The 21,755-nt window shown below is 38.6% G+C and carries 22 protein-coding genes; 5 read left to right on the top strand and 17 right to left on the bottom strand.

What is annotated here, in order from left to right:
• Positions 1-50: 50 nt before the first annotated feature.
• From M1D52_RS13010 to M1D52_RS12990, 5 genes are read right to left on the bottom strand one after another with little or no spacing between them, the layout of a single operon-like run.
• A complete protein-coding gene (locus M1D52_RS13010; protein ID WP_437392762.1) occupies positions 51-1,349 on the bottom strand; it encodes a condensation domain-containing protein in 1,299 nt (432 codons plus the stop codon).
• The gene (locus M1D52_RS13005; protein WP_437392761.1) at positions 1,333-2,664 is read right to left on the bottom strand and encodes a condensation domain-containing protein; all 1,332 of its coding nucleotides are present in this window, start codon (positions 2,662-2,664) and stop codon (positions 1,333-1,335) included. The genes M1D52_RS13010 and M1D52_RS13005 overlap by 17 nt, the downstream gene beginning before the upstream one ends.
• Before the next feature lie 5 nt (positions 2,665-2,669).
• Entirely contained in the window at positions 2,670-3,866 is a 1,197-nt protein-coding gene (locus M1D52_RS13000) for a glycosyltransferase (RefSeq protein ID WP_437392760.1), read from the bottom strand.
• Positions 3,867-3,887: 21 nt separating this feature from the next.
• The gene (locus M1D52_RS12995) at positions 3,888-5,087 is read right to left on the bottom strand and encodes a glycosyltransferase (RefSeq protein ID WP_013666965.1); all 1,200 of its coding nucleotides are present in this window, start codon (positions 5,085-5,087) and stop codon (positions 3,888-3,890) included.
• Between the two features lie 46 nt (positions 5,088-5,133).
• Positions 5,134-5,910 carry an alpha/beta fold hydrolase gene (locus M1D52_RS12990; RefSeq protein ID WP_289553126.1) on the bottom strand — a complete coding sequence of 259 codons (777 nt, stop codon included), beginning with the start codon at positions 5,908-5,910 and terminating at the stop codon, positions 5,134-5,136.
• 174 nt (positions 5,911-6,084) lie between these two features.
• On the opposite strand from M1D52_RS12990, the gene M1D52_RS12985 reads away from it, so the two are divergent.
• A complete protein-coding gene (locus M1D52_RS12985; protein WP_013666967.1) occupies positions 6,085-6,459 on the top strand; it encodes a YccF domain-containing protein in 375 nt (124 codons plus the stop codon).
• A 48-nt stretch (positions 6,460-6,507) separates the two neighbouring features.
• Here M1D52_RS12985 and M1D52_RS12980 read toward each other — a convergent pair whose 3' ends face one another.
• The 6 genes from M1D52_RS12980 to M1D52_RS12955 form a co-directional block, all read right to left on the bottom strand.
• Complete coding sequence (locus M1D52_RS12980; RefSeq protein ID WP_437392759.1) at positions 6,508-7,020, bottom strand: hypothetical protein; 513 nt, start codon at positions 7,018-7,020, stop codon at positions 6,508-6,510.
• Between the two features lie 199 nt (positions 7,021-7,219).
• Positions 7,220-7,807, bottom strand: coding sequence for a DUF4202 domain-containing protein (locus M1D52_RS12975; RefSeq protein ID WP_013666969.1), 588 nt, complete (start codon positions 7,805-7,807; stop codon positions 7,220-7,222).
• A 149-nt stretch (positions 7,808-7,956) separates the two neighbouring features.
• A complete protein-coding gene (locus M1D52_RS12970; RefSeq protein ID WP_437392758.1) occupies positions 7,957-8,820 on the bottom strand; it encodes a DUF4249 domain-containing protein in 864 nt (287 codons plus the stop codon).
• 36 nt (positions 8,821-8,856) lie between these two features.
• The gene (locus M1D52_RS12965; protein ID WP_437392757.1) at positions 8,857-11,181 is read right to left on the bottom strand and encodes a TonB-dependent receptor; all 2,325 of its coding nucleotides are present in this window, start codon (positions 11,179-11,181) and stop codon (positions 8,857-8,859) included.
• Between the two features lie 53 nt (positions 11,182-11,234).
• Positions 11,235-11,537 (bottom strand): hypothetical protein, encoded by a 303-nt coding sequence (locus tag M1D52_RS12960; protein ID WP_437360776.1) that lies wholly within the window; start codon positions 11,535-11,537, stop codon positions 11,235-11,237.
• A 117-nt stretch (positions 11,538-11,654) separates the two neighbouring features.
• Complete coding sequence (locus M1D52_RS12955; protein ID WP_013666973.1) at positions 11,655-11,888, bottom strand: hypothetical protein; 234 nt, start codon at positions 11,886-11,888, stop codon at positions 11,655-11,657.
• 479 nt (positions 11,889-12,367) lie between these two features.
• On the opposite strand from M1D52_RS12955, the gene M1D52_RS12950 reads away from it, so the two are divergent.
• Complete coding sequence (locus M1D52_RS12950) at positions 12,368-12,556, top strand: hypothetical protein (protein ID WP_013666975.1); 189 nt, start codon at positions 12,368-12,370, stop codon at positions 12,554-12,556.
• Positions 12,557-12,574: 18 nt separating this feature from the next.
• On the opposite strand, the gene M1D52_RS12945 is transcribed toward M1D52_RS12950, so the two are convergent.
• Complete coding sequence (locus M1D52_RS12945) at positions 12,575-14,920, bottom strand: sensor histidine kinase (protein WP_437392756.1); 2,346 nt, start codon at positions 14,918-14,920, stop codon at positions 12,575-12,577.
• A gap of 215 nt (positions 14,921-15,135) precedes the next feature.
• Between M1D52_RS12945 and M1D52_RS12940 the strand changes: the two genes are divergently transcribed.
• Positions 15,136-16,605, top strand: coding sequence for an MFS transporter (locus M1D52_RS12940; RefSeq protein WP_437392755.1), 1,470 nt, complete (start codon positions 15,136-15,138; stop codon positions 16,603-16,605).
• Between the two features lie 184 nt (positions 16,606-16,789).
• On the opposite strand, the gene M1D52_RS12935 is transcribed toward M1D52_RS12940, so the two are convergent.
• Entirely contained in the window at positions 16,790-17,050 is a 261-nt protein-coding gene (locus M1D52_RS12935) for a hypothetical protein (RefSeq protein WP_130855956.1), read from the bottom strand.
• Between the two features lie 335 nt (positions 17,051-17,385).
• On the opposite strand from M1D52_RS12935, the gene M1D52_RS12930 reads away from it, so the two are divergent.
• Positions 17,386-17,595: a hypothetical protein gene (locus M1D52_RS12930; RefSeq protein ID WP_013666979.1), complete on the top strand. Its 210-nt coding sequence runs from the start codon at positions 17,386-17,388 to the stop codon at positions 17,593-17,595.
• Between the two features lie 20 nt (positions 17,596-17,615).
• Here M1D52_RS12930 and M1D52_RS12925 read toward each other — a convergent pair whose 3' ends face one another.
• The 4 genes from M1D52_RS12925 to M1D52_RS12910 form a co-directional block, all read right to left on the bottom strand.
• Positions 17,616-18,647: an SDR family oxidoreductase gene (locus tag M1D52_RS12925; RefSeq protein WP_437392754.1), complete on the bottom strand. Its 1,032-nt coding sequence runs from the start codon at positions 18,645-18,647 to the stop codon at positions 17,616-17,618.
• A 109-nt stretch (positions 18,648-18,756) separates the two neighbouring features.
• Entirely contained in the window at positions 18,757-19,542 is a 786-nt protein-coding gene (locus M1D52_RS12920) for an alpha/beta hydrolase (RefSeq protein WP_437392753.1), read from the bottom strand.
• 87 nt (positions 19,543-19,629) lie between these two features.
• Complete coding sequence (locus tag M1D52_RS12915) at positions 19,630-19,875, bottom strand: hypothetical protein (RefSeq protein WP_013666981.1); 246 nt, start codon at positions 19,873-19,875, stop codon at positions 19,630-19,632.
• 14 nt (positions 19,876-19,889) lie between these two features.
• Positions 19,890-20,600 carry a YciE/YciF ferroxidase family protein gene (locus M1D52_RS12910; protein ID WP_437392752.1) on the bottom strand — a complete coding sequence of 237 codons (711 nt, stop codon included), beginning with the start codon at positions 20,598-20,600 and terminating at the stop codon, positions 19,890-19,892.
• A 341-nt stretch (positions 20,601-20,941) separates the two neighbouring features.
• Here M1D52_RS12910 and M1D52_RS12905 point away from each other — a divergent pair, with 341 nt between their 5' ends.
• Positions 20,942-21,715, top strand: a complete 774-nt coding sequence (locus M1D52_RS12905; RefSeq protein WP_437392751.1) for an OBAP family protein — start codon at positions 20,942-20,944, stop codon at positions 21,713-21,715.
• The last annotated feature ends 40 nt before the right edge of the window (positions 21,716-21,755 follow it).

Raw genomic sequence — 21,755 nt, 5'->3', positions numbered from 1 at the left:
GAATATTCGGATTGCTTTATATTCACTTATTTTTTTTGCTGGATGCGTCGTCATGAATTAACCGTATTAATTGGTGTAGGGATCGTCTCTTCTTCTATTAGACTGCTGAGTTTTTGTATTGCCTGTTCTAAAAATTGATTCGCATCCTTTTGGGGTAACACTGCGTCATTTGAAGTAAATGTTATATCTAAAACGTTGTTATATGTGCTCATTACCATCGTGTTCGGGTTTTTCCATGGGAATGCTACAGTCGGACTGTAGATTTGTTCAACCGTGAACTTGTCAAAATGTGAGGGGATCGCTAGATTGCCCATGTTAGAGAAGGTAAAATCATGTGAGCCTTCGTTTACTCGTAAATGATTTAATAGTTTGAGAACGATGGATTGAAAATGTGCATTTATGTAGGCAACTTCATTAGCATTGATTTTAGTTAAACCGACTTGTAACTGTTGCTTTAGATCTTTAGCATGCTCCCAAACGGATGTATTTTTGCTACTTTTAAGGTCAACAATTGGCGCAAAAGCAAAAAGCTGGTCCTCTTTTAAACTAGTTATATATTTTCTGATGTCTACAGGGCATATTAATTTCCCTTTTGGTTTGGGAAAAGCGTGCGCTCCAACGTCAAAAAATACCGCAGACATTAATGTATATAAAGAAACCTGGTTCTTTTTACAACAAGTAAGGAGCTTTCGGGTATCAACTGATGAAAAGCGGTGGCGCACCATATAGGTGTTATTCAAGTCAATTGTTTTGCTCTTATCCAGCTGCTTTGGTAAAAATAGATGGGCAGCGCACTTTCCTATCAAAGCTTTCAAATTTAGTTGGACTCTTCTGATAGTGGATAATTTATGCGACACCAAATCATTTCCAACCAAGGCTTGTGATTCACCGATATCCTTGCTAACGTCATCCAGCAAAAGAAGGAACTCTCGTAAAACGGCCGTAATGCTAACACCATCCGCTATGCAGTGTGGACAAATAAGTATAAAATCCGACGTCGGATTGCCACGTATCCATATTAATTTAGCAAGTGGGCCTTGACTTACATTGAAATAGTCTTGCCAGCTTTTCTTAATTAAATTTAACCATTGAGTTTCATTGAACCGATCATATATCGTGATCGGAATAATCGGTGCATTTTCCGGTAAAATAAACGATGGATACCCATTTACCTGTTTAATGACGGCACGTAAAAGTGGATGCTTTTGTTGAAGTTTATTGAGTGCCGCTTGGATTTGGTCCTGATTGAACAAACCGTTTAAGCTAAATGGAAAAATGCAATTGATGGCTTCTGTTTCGGCCACATACATGATCCGCTCTCCAACAGATAATCTACGTTGTGTTATCATGGTTTTTCTTTGCTGAGGTTATTAATAAAATCATCTCATTTCGTACAAATTCAATAATGCTTTTTGCTTTTTCTTGAGGTAAAAAGCCTTCATTTGATACGAAGGAAAAGTCCAATTCATCATTAAAGGTTGAGCAGATAATGGTAGAAGGATTAGCAAAAGGACCAATTACCATAGGGCTAAACACTGTTTCCAACGAGAAATTTTGATATTCATTTTGTAATGGTATTCTTCCAATATTTGAAAACATAAGGTCATTTCCAACCTTTCCGTAAGTCAGCATTTTTATCATGCGGGGCAGAGCCCTATGTAATTTTTCAAAGGTCATTAGAAACTCGTAAGGTTTTAATGCCTTTATTTGTTTATCCACCACGGTCTGAAGTATTTGTGCTTCAGGCCAGAATGATTTATGGTTCGCCTTTTTATTGGTTAATGTCAGTACCATCCCGAAAGAGAAGAGCTGATTTTCTCTTATTTGTTTAGCAAACTTCCTGATATCTACGGGACAGGAAATTTTGTTTTTTGACTCCGGTCCAGCCACTTTTTCATAAGCTTTAAGCAGAAGCAAGCCAATTGCAGTATTTACCGTAACGCCGTGTTTTTTACATATGGAAACCCAGATTGAGGTGCTTTCACGATCTAATTTTGAATGGAGCAAATAATCCCGGCTTCTGGTTAAGGTGCCACTGTTCTTGGTAGAAGTAAAGATAGCCGATATAGATAAAGCGGTTTTCAGAAGGCCGGACAAACAGGAGGTTTTTACTTGATTGATCTTACTTTTACGAACTTCTATAGGGATGATATCATCGATTCGCAGCAATCGGTTTTGCTTGTCAATATTTGATTCTTTGCCATCGAGAAAAGTCAGCAATTCACGTATTAAAAGTACGCCTCCTCCGCCATCGCATATGCAATGATGGAAAGACAGAATAAGATCTGAAGTTACATGGTTCGACAAACAGCTAACATGAAACATAGGCCCTTTCACGACGTCAAATTTAAGTCTAAGTCCCGCCAACGCTTCCTCCTGCCATTGATTGGCATGTTGCCACTCTTTTACAGTCAATGGAATAGGACTAATGGTGTCCGGGATGAAAAAATAAGGTTTTGGTGATGTAATCTCTGCGATTGCCATTTGAAGCTGAAGGTATTTAGCTTGCAATTTGGCTAAGGCTGCGACCAAAGATTCATGTTCTATTTTACCTTTCAACCTAATAGCGAATACGCCATTAAATGGTTCAGTTCCATCTCCAACCAGCGTTCGTTCTAAAAAAAGAAGCGGTCGTTCTTTCCTATATACGTTAATATCCGGCATGGTAGCTAACTATAAATCAAATCCTCCGCTTGAGCTGTTTGCTCTAATAAAATTACTGCGCTATCATTACTTCCCGCGGCGAGAAAAGTCTGTTTAACGTGGCCGGCCTGTTTTTTATAATCGGGTTGCTCGATGAGCTCCCATACTGCCTTCCGAAGATCTGCAATCCGCATGCGTTTGTAACGAATTTTTTTTCCGCAACCGGCTTTTTCAACGAGATCAGCAGTATGAAAATGATCATAGGCAATAGGCGTTATTAATAGGGGCAATTCGTTCAAAATAGCATCGTTAACGGTATTAAATCCTCCATGGCAAATAACCAAATCCATTTTTTTCATCACTTCGGATTGTGGAACAAAACCCTGAACAATAAAGTTTTCGGGCCAATCTTCTATGATCTCCGGTTTTGTCGCGGCAACGATGGTTAAAGGTTCATCTCTAAAAGCTTCAATGACTTTTAAAAAAAACTCCTTTCTAATATCTTCCAATAAAGTTCCCAAAGAAACGAAAACTTTAGGCCCCTTACTTTTTTCCAGTCGATCCCAGTCGAACGCAACTTTGTTTGGACGTCCTGCAACCGGGCCTACGAATCGCATATGGGATTCGGGCTTTGTTATGGAAGCAAAGTATTGTGAGGTGAAAACAAGATTAAGTTTTCGGGAATGAAAAATTAATTCATTTCGCTCAACTCCGAGTTTTCTTTGCAAACTGAACATTAGATTTTGTTGCCATTCCCATATCTTTGGACTATTCATGGCATTTGCACCTAAATCTGGGGGTACCGGTGTTGTCGTAACATAGGGTATTCCATGTTGATAAGCACAAATACCACCGGCAAAGGTAATGCAATCACTTACGACGACATCTGGCTTAAATGTGCTTATTACATCATTCAAGCCCTGATACATAATCTTACAAAATGGAATGTAAGTATCTTCCAGCGCCAATTTCCAAGTTTCAACACCGGAAAGTAGCGGTCCTTGATCCTGCATTATTAAAATCCGCTCGATTTCTTCACCGTGCTTATCCCAATAAATTGCCGGAACAGTAAAAACCCCTCCTTCTGGAACTTGTTCTGCTTTTATATTGACCAAAGATACCCATTGCACTTCATGGCCTCTCTTTAAGAGGCTAGCCCCAACACTTAAGGTTGGGCTGACATGTCCAAAAAACGGGGGGACCACAAAAAGGAATTTCGACATAGCTGTTATTTAAATTGTAACCTAATCGGCTATTATGGAATTGTAAGCAAAGTCTTCCAGAAGCTGCGCAGCATACGAAACGCCACCGGCTAATTGAAATGAAGAGCAAAGCTTCTGTGCTTCTGTTTTAAAGCTAGGCTCTGTTAAAACACGTTCAAGTGCGTCTTTGAGATGTTCCGATTTGAATCGTTTATAATTAAGCCGCAAACCACTCCCTGTGGCAACCACCCTTCCGGCAACATAAGATTGGTCGTAAGCGATAGGCACTACAACCAGGGGAATCCCCTGCATAAGGGTCTCACAAACCGTATTGTGGCCTCCGTGGCAAACAACGGCGTCCATTAAGGGGAGTAGTGAAAGTTGAGGTACCTTTGGCGCCACAATAAAATTCGAAGGCCATTTGTCAAATAAAGCCGGATCGGAAACAACCACCACCGATATATCTCGATTGCCCAAGGCTTCGATAACCTTTGCAAAAAAATCTCGTTTAAAACTGTGATCAAATGTCGTTCCTATTGAAACTAATACTTTTCGCTGATGGTTCATGGCTTCCAGGGTTTTCCAATCAAAATTGAAATTCACTGGTCTGTCGAGAACTGAAAGGCCGACAAACCGATAGCCCTTCGCTAATTCCATATCACCGAAGAAATCACGCGATGTATAAATGATCGTTAGATCTTCTGAACAAGCTATGGATCGATTCAGGTTGAGTCCTAACTCTTGTTGAAGGGAAATAATCTGATTGTCTTCCCATTGTGAGACGCCCGGTAGGTCCTGTTGCATTTTAACGGCTGCCGGTGCGGTAACAGATGTGACATATTTGACATCTGCTTGTATAGCAACTATCGCTGCACTGAAAAGTTGATGATCATTAACGATTAAATCCGGTTGATAAACCTTAACCCAATCGCGAATTCCATGATACATGAATCGATTAAGAGGAATAAGTACATCTTCGTACAAAAATTTCACGCTTTCTATGCCTATTACGTTTTTTTCGGAAATTTTAGTTAAAAAAACATGCTGTTGCGCACGTTCTGCCTCGGAAGTATTGTATTTTAGTGGCAAAAACTCACCGCCTGGTGGCAACATGGCCTCAAGTTTCTCATCAACGCTCAACCAAGCCACTTTAAAGCCTTTTTCCAGCAACGCTTTACCTAAACTTAATGTCGGGTTTACATGCCCCATCAGGGGAGGTACAACAAATAGTATTTTTTTCATGGAGCTGTTTTTTTAGTCGACGCCCTATTTATTCATTCGTGTGCTACTATGCCAACACAGCTTGTTTGGATAGAAATCCAAGTAGTTTGTTCGCGATCAACTCAGGTGCCTGCATCGGTAAGTTATGATCTCCCGGTAAGGTTACGAATTCTGCGTTGACAATATGTTTTGCTAGAAACTTACCCGATTCAAGGCAATTAGACTGCTTGCCGTAGATTAGTAAAGTGTTTTGTGTTATACTACTTATTGGGGCGCTTGAGAAATATGCTATCTCCTTCTCCATATCATCCTTAATACTGGTATGATCAAATAAGTATTGATACATTCGATGATTTTTCTCGAGCTGGCGTTTTCCCATTTTGACTTTCGTCGTATCCGTAAAGTTTTGTATATAATGTTCAAGAAATTCTTTGCTATAGATATCGATAATATCCATCGTTTTCCGATCGCCTGGGTCGGGAGCTTCGATTACACCTAACCTATCAATCCTACTTGGATATTTTAAGCAGGTATTTAATGCAACCAGGCCTCCGAAACTATATCCAACGAGATGTACCTTTTCAAGCATTAACGTATCCATGAGGTCGATTAAATCGTATGACATATCATCAAAACGGTATCCATGATCAACTCGGGAAGAGAGACCATGACTTTTTAAATCGTACATAATGACATGGAAGTATTTGGCTAAAAGAGGCGCTATTCGAAAATAGTATACAGAAAGATTGCTGAACATACCATGTATTAATACGATTGTTTGAGGGGCATCTTTGTTCAGTTCCTGAATATGTATTTCTCTATTTTGAATCTGTATATGTGGCATCGGCTACAACTTTTAAATCTCGCTTTTTGCTAAAATACATGGTATATGATTTAATTGAGCACAAAGAGCCTAAAGCATTTTGTTCACTTTTTTGCTATCTTGAAAACAACTTCAATATGTAACAAATTGGAGTGAACATTATCTATAGAAATATAAAAATGACGAATTGGACTTATGAATCTTATCGGTAACTTAATTTGGCTTATTTGTGGAGGTTTTTTAGCGGCGCTAGGTTACTTAATCGGCGGGTTGGTGTTATGTGTGACCATTATAGGAATTCCTTTTGGCATCCAGTGTTTTAAATTAGCAGCTATTGTTTTATTTCCATTCGGGAAGCGCGTGGTTAACACGCCAACTTCGTCCGGCTGCTTAAATTTGGTTGCCAATTTGATTTGGATTCTATGCGGTGGCTTATATACGGCGCTCAATCATCTCTTTTGGGCAGTTTTGTTGGCTATTACCATTATAGGCCTCCCTTTTGCTAAACAACATCTTAAGCTTTTGGAAATTTCGCTAATCCCTTTCGGAAAAAAGGTGGTAGAAAATTAGTGAATGGCGTTTTACAAAGTCTGACGGTGAATGAACGATGTCATTGGATCATTTTTTTTCAATTACGTTATGGTCGTCCATTACCCCATGCAGCAATTGTTGTGCATAAGCCCTTAATTGGAAAATATGGTTATTTAAGCCATAGTAAAGAATAAAAATAACAAGTGCCCATGCAGCCAGAATACTTGTGACAGAAATGATCTGTATTCCGAATAAATAAAATATATAGAAGGCCAGAACTAATAAAAACAGAGCAATGGATGTTATTCCTTTTATAATAGTAGATTTACTGCATGGTTGTACATCGTAAATGATTTTTGTCCCGCTTTCCAAAGGATGCAGCTTAAAAGAAACTTCACCGGCTCCTCTAAAGCTTTCGTATAATGAAGGCTCGCGTTTTATCTGTATCCGGTCATCATAAACCTTCATGTAAGAATGTATCGCAATTTGCTGATTATCATAATTGGTTATACGAATGCTACATAGACGTTCTATGATATCTTTTTTTGATAATTCGGTGTATATCTCTTTCACCGGAAGAACCTTTTTCAATAGTTTCATGGTCGATTCACAAGATGCTAATATTCAAACCGAAGTTCAATATCATTGTATATACTAAGGTACGCATTTGTGATAATTTCACAATATTTATGTGAATATTTGTTTTATTTAGAGAAATATTGATGTAGGTTGTGCTGTGGAGCTTAGGAGTGCTCCAATATAGCTAACCGTTTTATGGACGTAATGTTTTGAGGGTATATTAATGAATTAGTTTTAGCGCTTCTTTAATATATTCATGCCCATCGGGGGAATAAGGCAAGGAAAGCGCGAAGCTATGGCCGTGGGCATCCATTTTTAGCAGGGACTTTTTTAAGATATTTACAATTTTATCCCGATGCTTGCGATAGAATTCTTCGTACTGATAAGCAAGAAATACAAGGCAAAGCGCATTTTCCATTGTTTGGACAGCTGAATTTACCTTTATTTTCTTTTTAAGGATAATATTTTGGACTGCATTAATTTGATCGGTTGAGTAGCCGACCTCTTTTAGAATTTCGCTTGCTTTCTTTGCGTGATAAATAGCCAGTTCTTTCCGCCATTTTAAATAACCTTCTCTATCGGGTGCGTAGCTTTCACGTGGGATTTCCCAGCGACCGATATGCTGACACCTTGACGCAAGAAGCAGTGTCTCTTCTGCCTGAGGATCCAGCTTTTTTATCCAATCATGTAATTTGATTGCCAAGAAGTATTCTTGGGGGAAGGATTGCCCCTCCCAAATAATTCGGTTTGGATCTCTTTTATTATAAGCGTCAAATAAATCGAACGCTTGTTGCAGTTTGTCATTCATACACGATGTCGATAAGCTTTGGTAAAAATAACATATTGTATGAAATATAAGCAATTTTTTATCAGTATTAGTCGAGCTGGAAAACAATAGAGTACCTCCTTAACTTTTGTCTTCGACAATAAGGAGGTACTCATGTTTTTTTGATTCGCTTACGGAACGCTGATTTCTTTACTTTGTATGTTATGAGCGCTAAAGTATCCCAAGGCATTTCCTTGTATGTTGCTCACGGGGTTAGAAGGCGTGGCTGATTGGTTTTCTCCCGTTGCACTATTATCCAAACTAAAGAAATATTTGTAGACGGCTTGATCGATACCTAACATTTCTACCCGTACAAGATCGCCGCTTCTGATGCGTCTGTTTTCCGGATTGTCTTCATCTTCGCCCACATCTGCATATAACCTAATCGAATTTGCCCTCCCGTTAGACAACTCATCGTTTATAACAAAAATCTGTTTCTTTTTTACTCCATTTACATATAATAGAAAACGGTAGCTATTCACTACGTTGGCCGGGTCCTGAAAATCAATCGTTGGCAGTTTATAATTATCTCCGAATATCAGGTCATCAACAATATAAAGACTATCCATCTTAACCAATGCGGGCATGGTAGAACTTGAAGTAAATATTTCAGTACCAATCTGTACTCGTAAGTTATACGTATGTCCTTCTAAGCCTCTCAAAGTAGGTGCAGTATAAGTTCCGGCTTCGGTTTCCTGCAGCTCATGCGTTTCGGCCCCCTCACTAATAAAGACCTGCGCTCCTGTAACAGTTACTCTGCTATTATCGTCATTAAAATCTTTTGTCTTGCTTATCAATACTTTGCATCCCCCCTCTTGATCCGTTATAACTCCTTCTATTACATAGCGTTGATCAGCTCCTTTGAGTTCGATATCAATTTCTTTCTCGCAGGAAGAACTTAATAGAACGCCTACAGTTAAGCATATGATGCTAAACAACCTATTCCAATATTTCTTAAAGACTGTATAGGCTATAAAGTTTGAACGATCGTTCATTATAGGATGTATATTATTCAAATGCATGGTAATAATTTATTTAAACTTAAAATTGTATGAAACTGAGGGGATGAACTTAAAAAGAGCGATTTGATTAGCAACTGTTTTATTGGGATCATTCTTACTATCCATAAATTCAATGGTGTAAGCATTCTCTCTACCATAAGCGTTGTATAGGCTAAAGCTAAGTTCAGAACTCCATCTTTTTTTCTGCTTTAGCTGCATGGTTGCACCTAGGTCTAATCGGTGGTAATTAGGCATGCGATAACTGTTACGTGCTGTGTAATAATAAACTGTGCGATCGTCAATTATGTATTTTCCGGCGGGGAAAGTAACAGCGTCACCGGTATAAAATACCCAGTTGGCTGATAATGTCCACTTCTTGTTTAGTTGGTACATGGCTACAATAGCTATATCATGTGTTCGATCTTGTCGGGCATTATACCATTCGTTATCATTAATCCCATCGATTTTACGTTCTGTTTTTGATAACGTATAACTTATCCATCCCGTTAATCTGCCTGTACTCTTTTTTAATAACCATTCGATCCCATATGCCCTGCCTTTTCCATACAGCAGCTCGGTTTCAATAGCGTTGTTGCTATTGTAAACGTCGGCACCATCCCGATAATCGATTTGGTTTTGGAGTGTCTTATAATAAGATTCAACGCTAAGTTCGTAGCGATTGTCTGCCAGGTTTCTGTAATAACCTATTGAAAACTGATCTGATAATTCGGGCTTTATAATATTTGTACTTGCAATCCATTTATCTGTGGGGCTCGTGCTGGTACTATTAGAAATTAAATGGAGATATTGCGCATTGCGAACATAAGAAGCTTTAACTGAATTGGCACTGTTCCATTGATAACTGGCAGCGAGGCGAGGTTCAAGATTTACGTACGTTTTTACAAAATCACCTTTGCCATAATGCGTGGTGTCTATAACTTTACCTTCACTGTTAACATTGTAGAAGTCCCCTTCGCCAAGTATACTAAAAGTACTTAACCTCAGACCGTAGGTTAGGTTAAACTTATCTGACACGCTCCAAGTATTACTTGCATAAATCCCATTTTCCCATGAATAGCGGTTCTGCATGCGTATATCATTAATCGATGACTCTTCATTTTTGCTTCTTACCTCACCTGGTTTGATATTATGGTATATGGAATTAAGTCCCATTCTTATACTATTGCGGTTATTAGGATACCATTGAAACTCTTGCTTAAAGTTATAATCGCGTATGTTTGATCGGATATCAAAATTATTAGTTCCACTGTTAATAGATATATTGTAATCGTAATTGCTGTATATCAATGATGTATTTGAAAAAAGTTTGCTGTTGAAAACATGATTCCAACGCATAGTTGCAGTTTTATTTCCCCAATCAAGTCCGAACAAGTCGCCAACACCAAGATGATCTTTTCCTAAATATCCTGAAAAGTAAATGCGATCCTTCTCACCCAATTGATAATTCAATTTTGCATTTAAATCATAGAAATACAGCGAATTACTATTTATACTTGAATCGTTTGATAATTTTAGAAACATATCTGCATACGTTCTGCGTCCTGTTAAAAGAAAAGAAGATTTTCCTGTTTGTATGGGGCCTTCCACGTTCAGTTTAGCTGATATAAGTCCCACACCTCCACTTACATTGAAATCCTGATTATTTCCGTCGTTCATTTTGATATCCAGAACGGATGATAACCTTCCACCGTATTGTGCAGGCATACCTGACTTATAAACAGATACATCTTTTATTGCATCTGAATTAAAAGTTGAAAAAAAGCCAAGTAAATGCGAAGCGTTATATACGTTAGCTTCGTCTAGCAGTACTAAATTTTGATCAGCGGCTCCTCCTCTCACATACATCCCACTACTACCGTCTCCTGCTGATTTAATACCCGGTAATAATTGCAGCACTTTGACAACATCCTTTTCGCCCATTAAAACGGGAACTTTTGCAATTTCATTGGGAGTGACTCTTTCTAGTCCCATCTGAGGGCTACTTAAGCTTCTACCCCTACTTGAAGATATCACAACTTCATCCAAGGTTTGGGCATCATCTATTAATTCTACATGCAGGGTGATATCCTTATTTACGATGATTTGCTGGCTATAAGGTGCAAACGACACATTGGAAATTGTCAGCTCGTATGTACCGGTCGGTACGGTGAGCGAATAAAAACCATATTCATTGGTCTGCGTTACATATCTACCCCCAGCACTTATTGTGGCACCAATAACAGTTTCTCCTTTACTGGCTGATTTAACAGTGCCGCTAACGGTAAACTTGTTTTGGGAAAAACATGGAAGAGCGAATAGTGCTCCAATAACAAAGAATAGAAAAGCTTTCATCATGCATCTTATTTTAATGCATGACAACATACTCTCTATACACCCCTATTCGTTCGCTAAAGTTTTGGATTTTTTTTAAATGGAATATTACCTTGTGAAGATAAAAAAGCATTTACCTCGTCTTTGTTATAGACAATTTTACCTTTTTTTGTTCCATAATTGATGACGGCAGAAGTAACGTGGGAAGGATCGACCTGATTTCCGTATTTTTTTGGGTAATGCTCTTCGATACCGATCCACGGTTTGTCCCTATGTATATAATATCTTATAACAATATAGTCGAAATTATCGCTTGATACCGGACCTTCTGAATCTTCAAAACCTAGTTTTAAAAGATCGTCACGATTTATAGTTGCCATTATTTCTAGATTAAATCGTACTGCCTATCTCCTTTTTCAGAATAAGGCAACTGTAAGGTAAACAATATACAGCAACTTTTGTTTCCCTGCAGGAGCGACTAGTCTTGTCTTTGCGATTTAGTTAAGGTTATCAAAATCCACTCTTCTTACCCAGTCGGGAGTGTAACTGTTTTCTTTACAAGGGATTTCGCTGATCAACTGCCCCGTCACTTCACAGTAGCCTAATCCATTTTTCTGACAATACAATGTCGCCGCTTCCATAGTCGGAGCTGTGATATAAGGCCCCAACCATTTTTTAAGTTCCCTGGTATGTGGATCTATTGCCGTGATTTCTGTTACCCATTTTTTCATATCTCCTATTGCGCCAGCTTTAAAATTTCACTCAACTATTATCACTATGGATACCGAACCTTAGCTTTTGACCATTTTTTACGATGTATATTCATTTCATTCTTTGAAATAAATAGCAAACGCCACAAGTGATCCTAAAAATAAAGTAGCACCGCATATGATTATTACCACGCTAAAGTCATTGTGTACAATGGCAATTGCGAAACGAAACAACATGGCGGCCGCAATAACTAGTGCGAATGCCACCCACATCTTATTCCTGCGTTGCCTCATATATTAGAATGCCCAATAGCCTTGCCAAAAACTGATTCAATATGCCGGTGTAGGTGTTTAAATTGCGACGAAGGAAGAAATTATAATATTACATACACAAAATTCTTGATTTAGGACATGTTAAAAACCGTTCCATTTTTTTTCCATTCTATAAAAACACTAGGGCGTTTGGGCTGTTACCTTAATGTAGCAATAGCATAGAAGACATGACAGAAGACAAAGCGAATAGTTCGAAAACGAAGATGGAAACCGATTACGGAAAACATGAAGAAAATCCTGGGCCGCCGAAAGCAGCACTTGAGGAAAAGGATGATAAAAAAGTAGGTTTTACGATCCATTGGGCGATCATTGTTGCAATAGTAGCGCTTGCTATTGCTTATTTTTTCTTTATGTAACTTAATTAAGGATTCTTTTCAACTTTTTCCTTTCTTATAAGGAAAGTGGATATGAATCTTTGTTCCGTTTCCTTTCGTTGACTTTATGTCAACAGTACCATTTAATAATTTGACTTTGTTTTGGATTGTGCCTAGGCCTATTCCGCGTTTTGGAGATACTTCTCGGAAACCCACGCCATTATCTTCAATAGAAATGGAGATTATGTCGCCATTAAGTGTTATTAAAATAGACGCTCGAGTAGCTCGTGCATGTTTAATAATATTGATGATGAGCTCTTGAACCATTCGATATACGGCTATTTCGATATGTTTGTCAAGTTTTCTATCCAGCCCCTGAAATTGGCAGTTAAAATCGATAGTCTTATTGAACTGCTCACATATATCTTCGATAGCGGCTTGCAAACCAAAGTCCTCTAAAATAGCAGGCATCAGCTCGTGTGATATCCTCCTGCTTTCTCTAATAGCTTCCGTTAACAGCCGTTCAGCTTGTTTTAGTGAGTTGAAATGAATTGCAGGATCATTTTCCAATTTAGGATTCAATTGCTCCAAGTTAAGCTTTACACTGTACAATAACTGTCCTAAACCGTTATGTAAGTTTTCGGCGATCCGCCGCCTCTCTTCCTCCTGAGCATTCAGCGTTGCCATAAAAATCTCCCGTTGCTGTTTCTTTTCCAGTTCGTTTCGTTCCAGCCTTAATTGAAGGTTCTTCTTTTGTAAATATACCTGCTCGGTAATATCCAGCGAGATACCTATGATATGAGTTGGTCGGCCATCACTATCTCGTTTAAATACCGTTCTCCGTGTCTGAATCCAATGCAATCTGCCATAACCATCTACTAGTCGATATACAAGCTCTTTTATTTCGTCGTCCTTCGTTGTTTGCCTGAGCGCATCAATGTTATTATCAAATTTTGCGCGGTCGTCCGTGTAAATTATTCGATCGAAAAGCTCGGCGCCCATTTCTTTGATGTCGTTCAATGACCTATTGAGAAGTTTAGCTAGTTTATTGTTCCCATATACCATCTGCATCGAACGGATGTCAATTACATATACCATATCAGGTGCAGCTTCAGCGATACCTCGTAAAAGCGCATCGTCCTCCTTTATCTTTTCTTCAGCGATCTTCCGTTCGGTTATATCAAGATTAGTGGCCACCAAGCTATCGTCCATTTTAACAAACATACAAGAGAACCACTTATGAAAGCCATCGTATGTATATAGATATTCCATCTGCTCCGGCTTACCACTTTCGATTACACGGAGCATCATGTCAAAAATACCCACCTTTTTTATTCCGGGATATTCTTGTAAGTAAAGCTTCCCTTCCAAGTCTGAGCGCTTAGTTTCCCGTTCAAGTTCTTTACTGACGATCTTTATGCGGAAATCGGTTACGCGGCCGCTGTCATCGCGTATCGCCTCCAACACAGACATGCCAATTAAACTTGTGTCAAAAATGGATTGGAGTAACTGGTTGCTTTTTCTCAGATTAATTTCGGCTTCTTTTCTTTCCGTAATATCCAAGCCTTTTACCACTAAACCGTCATTTAGCTTAATTAGCGTCATATCATACCACCTCAGTGTTCCATTTATAGAAAGAGGTTGTTCAAATGTACTATCCTTGCCGGTTTCAACTATCCGTGAATAACGATCGAACAGATCGAGGTGATTAGCATACGACGATATGTTCGTGCCGGCAATATGCCCAAAAATTCGCTCCCCCAACTTATTTGAAAAGACGTATCGAAAGTCGACAATCATGCCCTCTTCATCTCGAATGGCCTGCAATACTTGCGTTATATTTTTTGAACTGTTCAATGTTGCCCGCAAAAGATCTTGACTTTCTTTTAAGGCTGCTGTCTGTTCCTTAACCTCTCGTTCTAATTGTAATGTAAATTCTTTTGTAAGTTTTTCTGCTCTTTTTCTTTCTGAAATGTCGTTAAATAATATAGCTACTTTATTGGTATCATGTTCCATCGGAAAGGCGTCCACTTCATACCAACCGCCGATAAGAAGCTCGGCTTGCGCTTCAAAGTGTCGCGCTTTGCGGCTTTTCGCTATTTCCCCATAAATTTGAAACCAGTGCTCCTCATGTGATGGTTCTATTTCTTTCATTGTACGACCAACGGCGTTCTTAATGCCCGTTTGTCGTTCGAATGCTTTATTTACCTGTATAAACCGATAATCGATAGGGACTTCCCGGTCGTTCCAGATTAGCTCTATAATACAGAAGCCTTGATTAATATTGTCGAGAAGGAAAAAATACTTCTCTTCTGTGAGTTGTTTTTGTTGAGTCAACAAGGCAAGATTATGCTCATCGTGATCGATTCTATAATTATTTTTATGGTGGTTGTCGCCGGGTTTCATGTTTTTTTGACAGGATCTATGTTCGCAATAAGAACGTTATAGTATCTGTTTTGTTTAACACATACAATAACTAAATCTGTCTTCCGTTGAATTTGCTTCGTATCATTATGACTTTCTTATCTTAAAAGAAAAAAATTATAGCATACCGGAGAATCTTTACTCATGAGACTTTTAGGAATAATAGTTGGACTAATATTCAAAAAATCTGTACTCTCATGAAGCTAACGCCTAAAGAAGTATTAACAGAAGAGGAAATTCGCCATGGACTTAATATGGTTATATGGGACGGACTCGCTGCTGAAATCATGACCTCTTTTACAAGCGGAGCGTTTTTAGTTGCCTTAGCGATTTTGATAGGTGCTAATAATGTTCAGATCGGTTTGCTTGCCGCATTACCCATGATTACCAATCTCTCCCAGCTCATATCAATATGGCTTGTGCGTAAATATAATAATCGAAGGGCTGTAGCCGTTTTCTGTGCTTTTTTAGCAAGGACACCCTTGGTTCTTATAGGTCTTACCGTATGGTGGACAACAAACATTTCGGTAAATATATTGATCTTCTTTCTTTTTTTCTATTATTTTTTTGGCTCTATCGCAGGGCCCAGTTGGAACTCGTGGATGAAAGACATGGTTCCTGAGAATATGCTGGGAAGTTATTTTTCTAAACGCAGCAGGTATACGCAAACAGTAAATGTTATTTTAAGCATAATATTGGCGCTTTTACTCGATTTTGTAAAAAATCGTTATCCGCAATACGAATTATATACGTATGCAACCTTTTTTATAATCGCAGGTGGCATAGGGATTTTAGGAGGATATTTATTGTCTAGGGCACCGGAACCTCAGTCTTACTTGACGAGTGCCAATATTTTTTCTTTGTTCACACTTCCGTTAAAGGACGACAACTTCAGGCGATTACTTGTTTTCAACTCAGCTTGGGTATTTGCATTAAACATCGCTACGCCATTCTTCACTGTTTTTTTAATAAAAAGCTTAGGCTTACCGCTGTCGTATATTATTGTTTTGGGAATTATAAGTCAACTATTCAGTATATTGACACTACGTATATGGGGCATATTTTCTGATCGATATAGCAATAAAAGTATTATTAGATTAAGTGCCCCACTCTATATCGCCTGTATTATTGGATGGTGTTTCGTAGGGATTTATTCACATTTATATGCCAACCTCGCGCTATTGGTAATCATATATATTTTGAGTGGGATCGCTACGGCAGGTATTAACTTATCATTAACGAATGTTGGCTTAAAATTAGCGCCAAAGGGCGACGCTATTGTTTATTTATCGGTAAAGAATATCGTCACGGCCGTTTTTTCATCGCTTGCACCATTAATCGGTGGCTTTTTGGCAGACTACTTTACCGATATAAAAATTTTGGTGACCGCCCAGTTGAGCAGCCCCTATTATAGCAAGCTGGTTAAACTCCTTTCTTTACATGAATGGAATTTTCTTTTTTTAATCGGGGCGCTACTTGCCTTGGTTGCACTTGAGTTCTTAGGTCGCGTGAAAGAGGTTGGCGAAGTTGAAAAAGACATTGTCAAACGTATTATGCGAACGAGTATAAAAAATAACCTACGTGAATATTTTGTAATTGGAAATATTATCAATTGGCATGAGCAGCTGGTTGCCATACTGAAACGAAGAACAAAAAAAACACCTTAGTTTCATTTGCGCATAAGCTAATATTACCTGATAGCAAAATTAGACCAAATTTCTATACGCTTTTTCTTTGCTTTACTAATGGTGTCTTTGTATGAGAAAGAATAGATTACCCTTTGGTATTAGTGACCAAACAATATGAAAATAGCAAAAAGCGACTTCAGCTATTTGTAAAAAAAGCGATCGCTTATTTAAATCTCTCCGTGTTTAGTACTTTGTTTAGGCCGAAATGGGAAATTAAGGCCTTTCCAATGTTATCGACGCTTTGTTGATCGGCCACCCCATTGACTAAACGCCATGTGCCTTCACCATTGCTAATAATCGACAACTGCTCTCCTCCCCCCCTGTTAATAACGAAAACATCTCCTTGCCGTAATACATCTACAGTCTCTATTTTACCTGCTCCATTGATATCGATATTTATTTTGTTATTCTTGTTTGGTATCATGTTACATCTATTTGTGAGTCGTATACCATCGGGTGCAATATTCCTGCCATCGACCAATTTTGCCCATGCTTAATATTGACTGTTTAAAAAATGCACAGATTTTCAGGATATGAATTTATCTATGTTAAAAAGAGTTACAGCGGTATACAAATTTTAGTACACCGAAAAAATCGGTCCAAATGAAAAGACTGCCTCGCCAAATATAAATGTTGTTGGACCGACTCGCTAAAAATAGAAATTTGGGGTAAATACCAGCTGCAATCAAAAGACTATCATCGAAAGCGTATATTTAAGTCAAATGGAATAAAAATTGATCTATCTATTAAAAAAACACTATGAAAAGCTCAAAATTGCTCTTTTATATTTTCTTCGTTGTCTTTTTTATAAATGGTTGTGGCTGTGACAGTCAATCACCTGATGATGTAGAAGAACAGTTCGATCCGGACACGATTGAAAAGCAGCAGCCTTCAGATTCAACTTTAAGTGAAAAAATGTATCCAATGAACACCGATAGCGCTGCTCAAAGGGACAGTTTAAGAAAATAAAAGCAGCTAATAGAGACGAATTATTCAGACAGTTGACGTTTTCTTGCAATTCCTTTTACCTTCCTGGATAATAGCGGTGCTACTAACAACAGAGCCGTTAATCCGAGGATCCCTAAGGCACCTTTCGCTAAAGTAGGTACGATCTTCTCTTTCGTAGCGTATCGCCACCCACCTATTATACCTACATTATAGGCGAGCGGAAGAAAAACATTACCATCAGTTTTCGCCGATAAATCTGCGCGTTTCAGGTATGATGAAATTATCCTATAAGAAAAGTACGAAGTTAGCTTTGGGAAAAGCCGGTAAGCAAGAGAAAGCGCGGCGGCAGACAGATGAACCCAGTTAAAGCTTGCAGGATCATCAGCTAATTTCAATATACTTTTTGCAAATCTGACAGGGTCATGTACAGGAGGCATCGGTTGAATCACTTTTCCGGTATAGTTGGCCGCATGCGACATACCCGGTGTATCAAGAAAAGCAGGATATACATCGCAAATATGAATATGAGGCCATTTCCTTAATTCCGCCTTTAATGCATCTGAGAAACCTCTAATACCAAACTTACTGGCGGAATAACTTACGCCATAAGGTACTGGTAAAAAGCCGCCAACCGAGATATTATTAATGAGCGTTCCTCTGCCCTGCTTCTTAAAATAGGGTATTACTGTATGCGCACCATGTAAATAACCCATTAGGTTGGTCTGAATAAGTTGATCATGTACTTCTATAGGCATATCTTCGAAATTGCCTACCGCCAGAACACCGGCATTGTTAATCCATATATCAATTCTTTTTTTAAAAGAGGCTGCCATATCAGCCAAGCGAATAACTTCTAAAGGCTTGGAGACATCGGTTTGCTGGACGAGAACCTCAGCTCCAAGAGATCGGCAATCGGATGCCAGCTCTTCTAGTGCTTCTATGTTTCTAGCCGCTAATACCAAGGTTGCTCCTGCTAGAGCGAACTGTTCTGCCATTGCTTTACCTGATCCACTAGACGCGCCGGTTATGACGATGACTTTATCACTGAAATTTTTCCTATATCTTCTTTTCATATCCCTTTCTTCTCTAGTGGTCTCAAGCATCAGACAGTCGCGCCACATCACAAGAACTGTTTAAGGGTGCCGCAGTACCGTAGGTTGAGAATGATAGCTATAAGCTATGCTATATTAATTTTACAGAGGGTTCGGTTTGCTGGCCTTTAATCCAGGTATATACATAATCCGCCACCTCTTCCCATCCTGGTTCTCCACAGATGAAATGGCTTCGTTGGGGAAAAGATTTAAAATTGACAATGCTCTCACTATCTGTATAAGCCCTTGCATTTTTTTGCGCTAAAGCCACGGGGATAATTTTGTCTTCTTCCCCTATTATAAAAAGTAATGGGATATGTGGTTTATTTAAATCGACTTGGCCTACCGGTCCCATACAATCGCGTAAAATATTACGACTATCATAAACAGCGTAGTCCTCCCAAGCTATGTCGGAAGTGCTTTTATCTAATGTGTTGGCAAAAAATTGATAGAAAGAAGTTTCGTCCATCACAAAAGGCTTATTGCCCTTTAACGGATTTGTTATCAGCGCACTGTTTTTAATAAAGTTCCAATCGAATTCAAGCATAGCATTCGGTGCAACGGAACTAATGGTTACAGCAAGGCTAACTAAGTCTTTATTGGCAAGTAACTGGGCTATTAAACCGCCAACTGAATGACCGATAACGACTGGCTTGTCATGCTTCAAAATTTCATGCGTCATACTCGCTACCACCTCGTCTAAATGTAGATCGCCAAGATTAGCAGGTGGATTGCTCCTAAGAATAGCAGGTTCGTCCTCATGTAAAGGCCAAAAAAGCGAACGGCAATTATAACCACGCGCTCCGAAGAATTTTTCCCACGGTTTCCAACTTTTGGCAGTTAAGAACATGCCATGAATAAAAATTATATCTTTCATTCTTACATAATTGCTTTTGCTTACTATTGAGTTCCCCGGTATATTTAAAAACCAGCCTTCGTTTATTATAAGATGGAGCTAATTCTATCAAAATACAACATCACTATTTGGATTGTTCGCCCTTTCTCGAAGACCATTAACGATTACCGACAATATTTCCGGATTAAAATCCTCTTCATCGACAACTTTCCAATCCTCACCCTCCTTTACAATCACAAACGATTCTTTATCCGGATAAAGAATCCGCCAGCCCTGTTGTCCGTTATAGTCCTCAGGTTCAGCACTCAAACGTACCACAGTGTCGGTAACAGGTTCTTTTATTGTAAATTCCATAACTCAACCTTTGTTTATTTCTTAATCTTTGATTCCCCGTTCATTTTATCAGTTTTATTAGCTTTACTCCCTTTGCTTGTCCCCGTAGGTGATTTAGTCCCTTTAGCTCCCTGTTTTGCAACATTAGTCTCCCGTTCTTCTTTCAGCGGCGCTTTTGACGATTTCTTTCGGCCGCTTACACTTATCGGTATTGGCTCATCTGACAATTCACGCTTAGCGGCTTTATTCAGCTGTTCTTCCGCCAGTTTAGTCAATTTAGCGTCTGTCGCTTTTTCTTCTTCTAAACTTTGTTTAAGCAACCCTACTATCGAATTGTATCCGAGTAATGTTGCCAGATTGATAAGACTGCCATAGCAGGCAATTTCATAGTGCTCAACCTTTTGCGCTGCAATTACCAAGGCTACATCTCGCTGGAAAGATCCTTCCTCTGTTTCGTCAATAACTCGCCAGCCTTCATCAAATAATCCCTGCATACCGAGACTGCTTCTTTCATTGATTGGTTTTCCTAACTGATCAAATATTTGCTCTATTCGTCTCAATTGTTCATGCGTCTCGCTCATATGCATATCGAAAGCCTTCTTAAGTTCATCGGTCGTTGCCGTGCTTTTCATGGTGTGTAGCACATTTCCGAGATGTTTTTCCGACCAATATATTTCGCTGATCATAGTATGGAAAAAAATAGATAGTGTAGAGTTTTCGCTGCTCAATTCTTGTATGTTGTTCATAATACTGAAGTAAATCGTTTATTGTTTAAATTACTTAACATTCCTATACAATATCTCTACCTAATTGCCTTAAAAAAATACATTCTTAAAAATAAATGGATAAGGTGTTCAAAACGGCATTTTCAACTATATTCTTCAAACATATTAACATTGATCTTTTTTTGGCTTCATTTTAATAGTGTACTAAAATACATAATAGAGTGTCTTACATCTTAGATAACAATTGGAATGGAGTGGTACTGCTTTAGTAAATGGTTTACTTAATATCTTCCTTAGAAAGCGTATCCTCAAAAACATGGCATCTTAATTGGAACATAATGAAACTAACTAATATCGACTCTATGAGAACACTAGTGCCCATCGTTTCCGTTGTTTTTATTTTTGCTTGTGGAGGAAATAACACGCAAACATATATGAATGAGCAGGGAAAAGATAAAACAATCAAAGACAAAGCATTAAACACGGGTGCTGATATACTACAGAATAAAGCTCCTTTAAGTGCATTTAACGTCTATCTAAACGGCTTTCACTTTTACAATGGTAATATGGATGCTCAAATGGAAGCGCATCATTATGTTAGCCAATTAAGTGAAGATTTCTATCAAGCTATTATTTTTGATGGCAATTCGAAAGACTCGAAAATAATGGGTATTGAATATATAGTCACTGAAAAACTGTTTAATACCTTGCCCAAGGAAGAAAAAAAACTATGGCACTCGCATCATTACGAAGTCAAATCAGGTACGCTGGTTGCACCTGGCATTCCGGAAGCAGTGGAAAAGGAACTCATGGAAAAATTAATTTCCACTTACGGTAAGACCATACATACATGGCATACCGATCAGCAACATACCTTACCCATAGGCAGTCCCATGCTTATGATGGGATTTACACGCGATGGACAATTAAAAAACGATCTACTACGAGATAGGGATCACAGATTAGGCGTTTCATCTAGAGAAAGAAAAAAACAACGAAGTGAAATTCCTTTCCCAACGGTGGATCCGATGGCTAATGCTTGGGAGAAAGGTGAGTTACGCCAATTTATCGTTTCTGATCAAGTTGATAGTGCGCAAGATAAACATCAGGGATTATTGCCCCAAAGAACGAAGTAATCTTTAACAGGCTACAGAACAAAATAAAATTAGGATGGTT

The organism is Olivibacter sp. SA151, from assembly GCF_054130995.1.
Note: the sequence above shows the minus strand (reverse complement) of the source record. Positions and strands in the feature narration are given on the sequence as shown.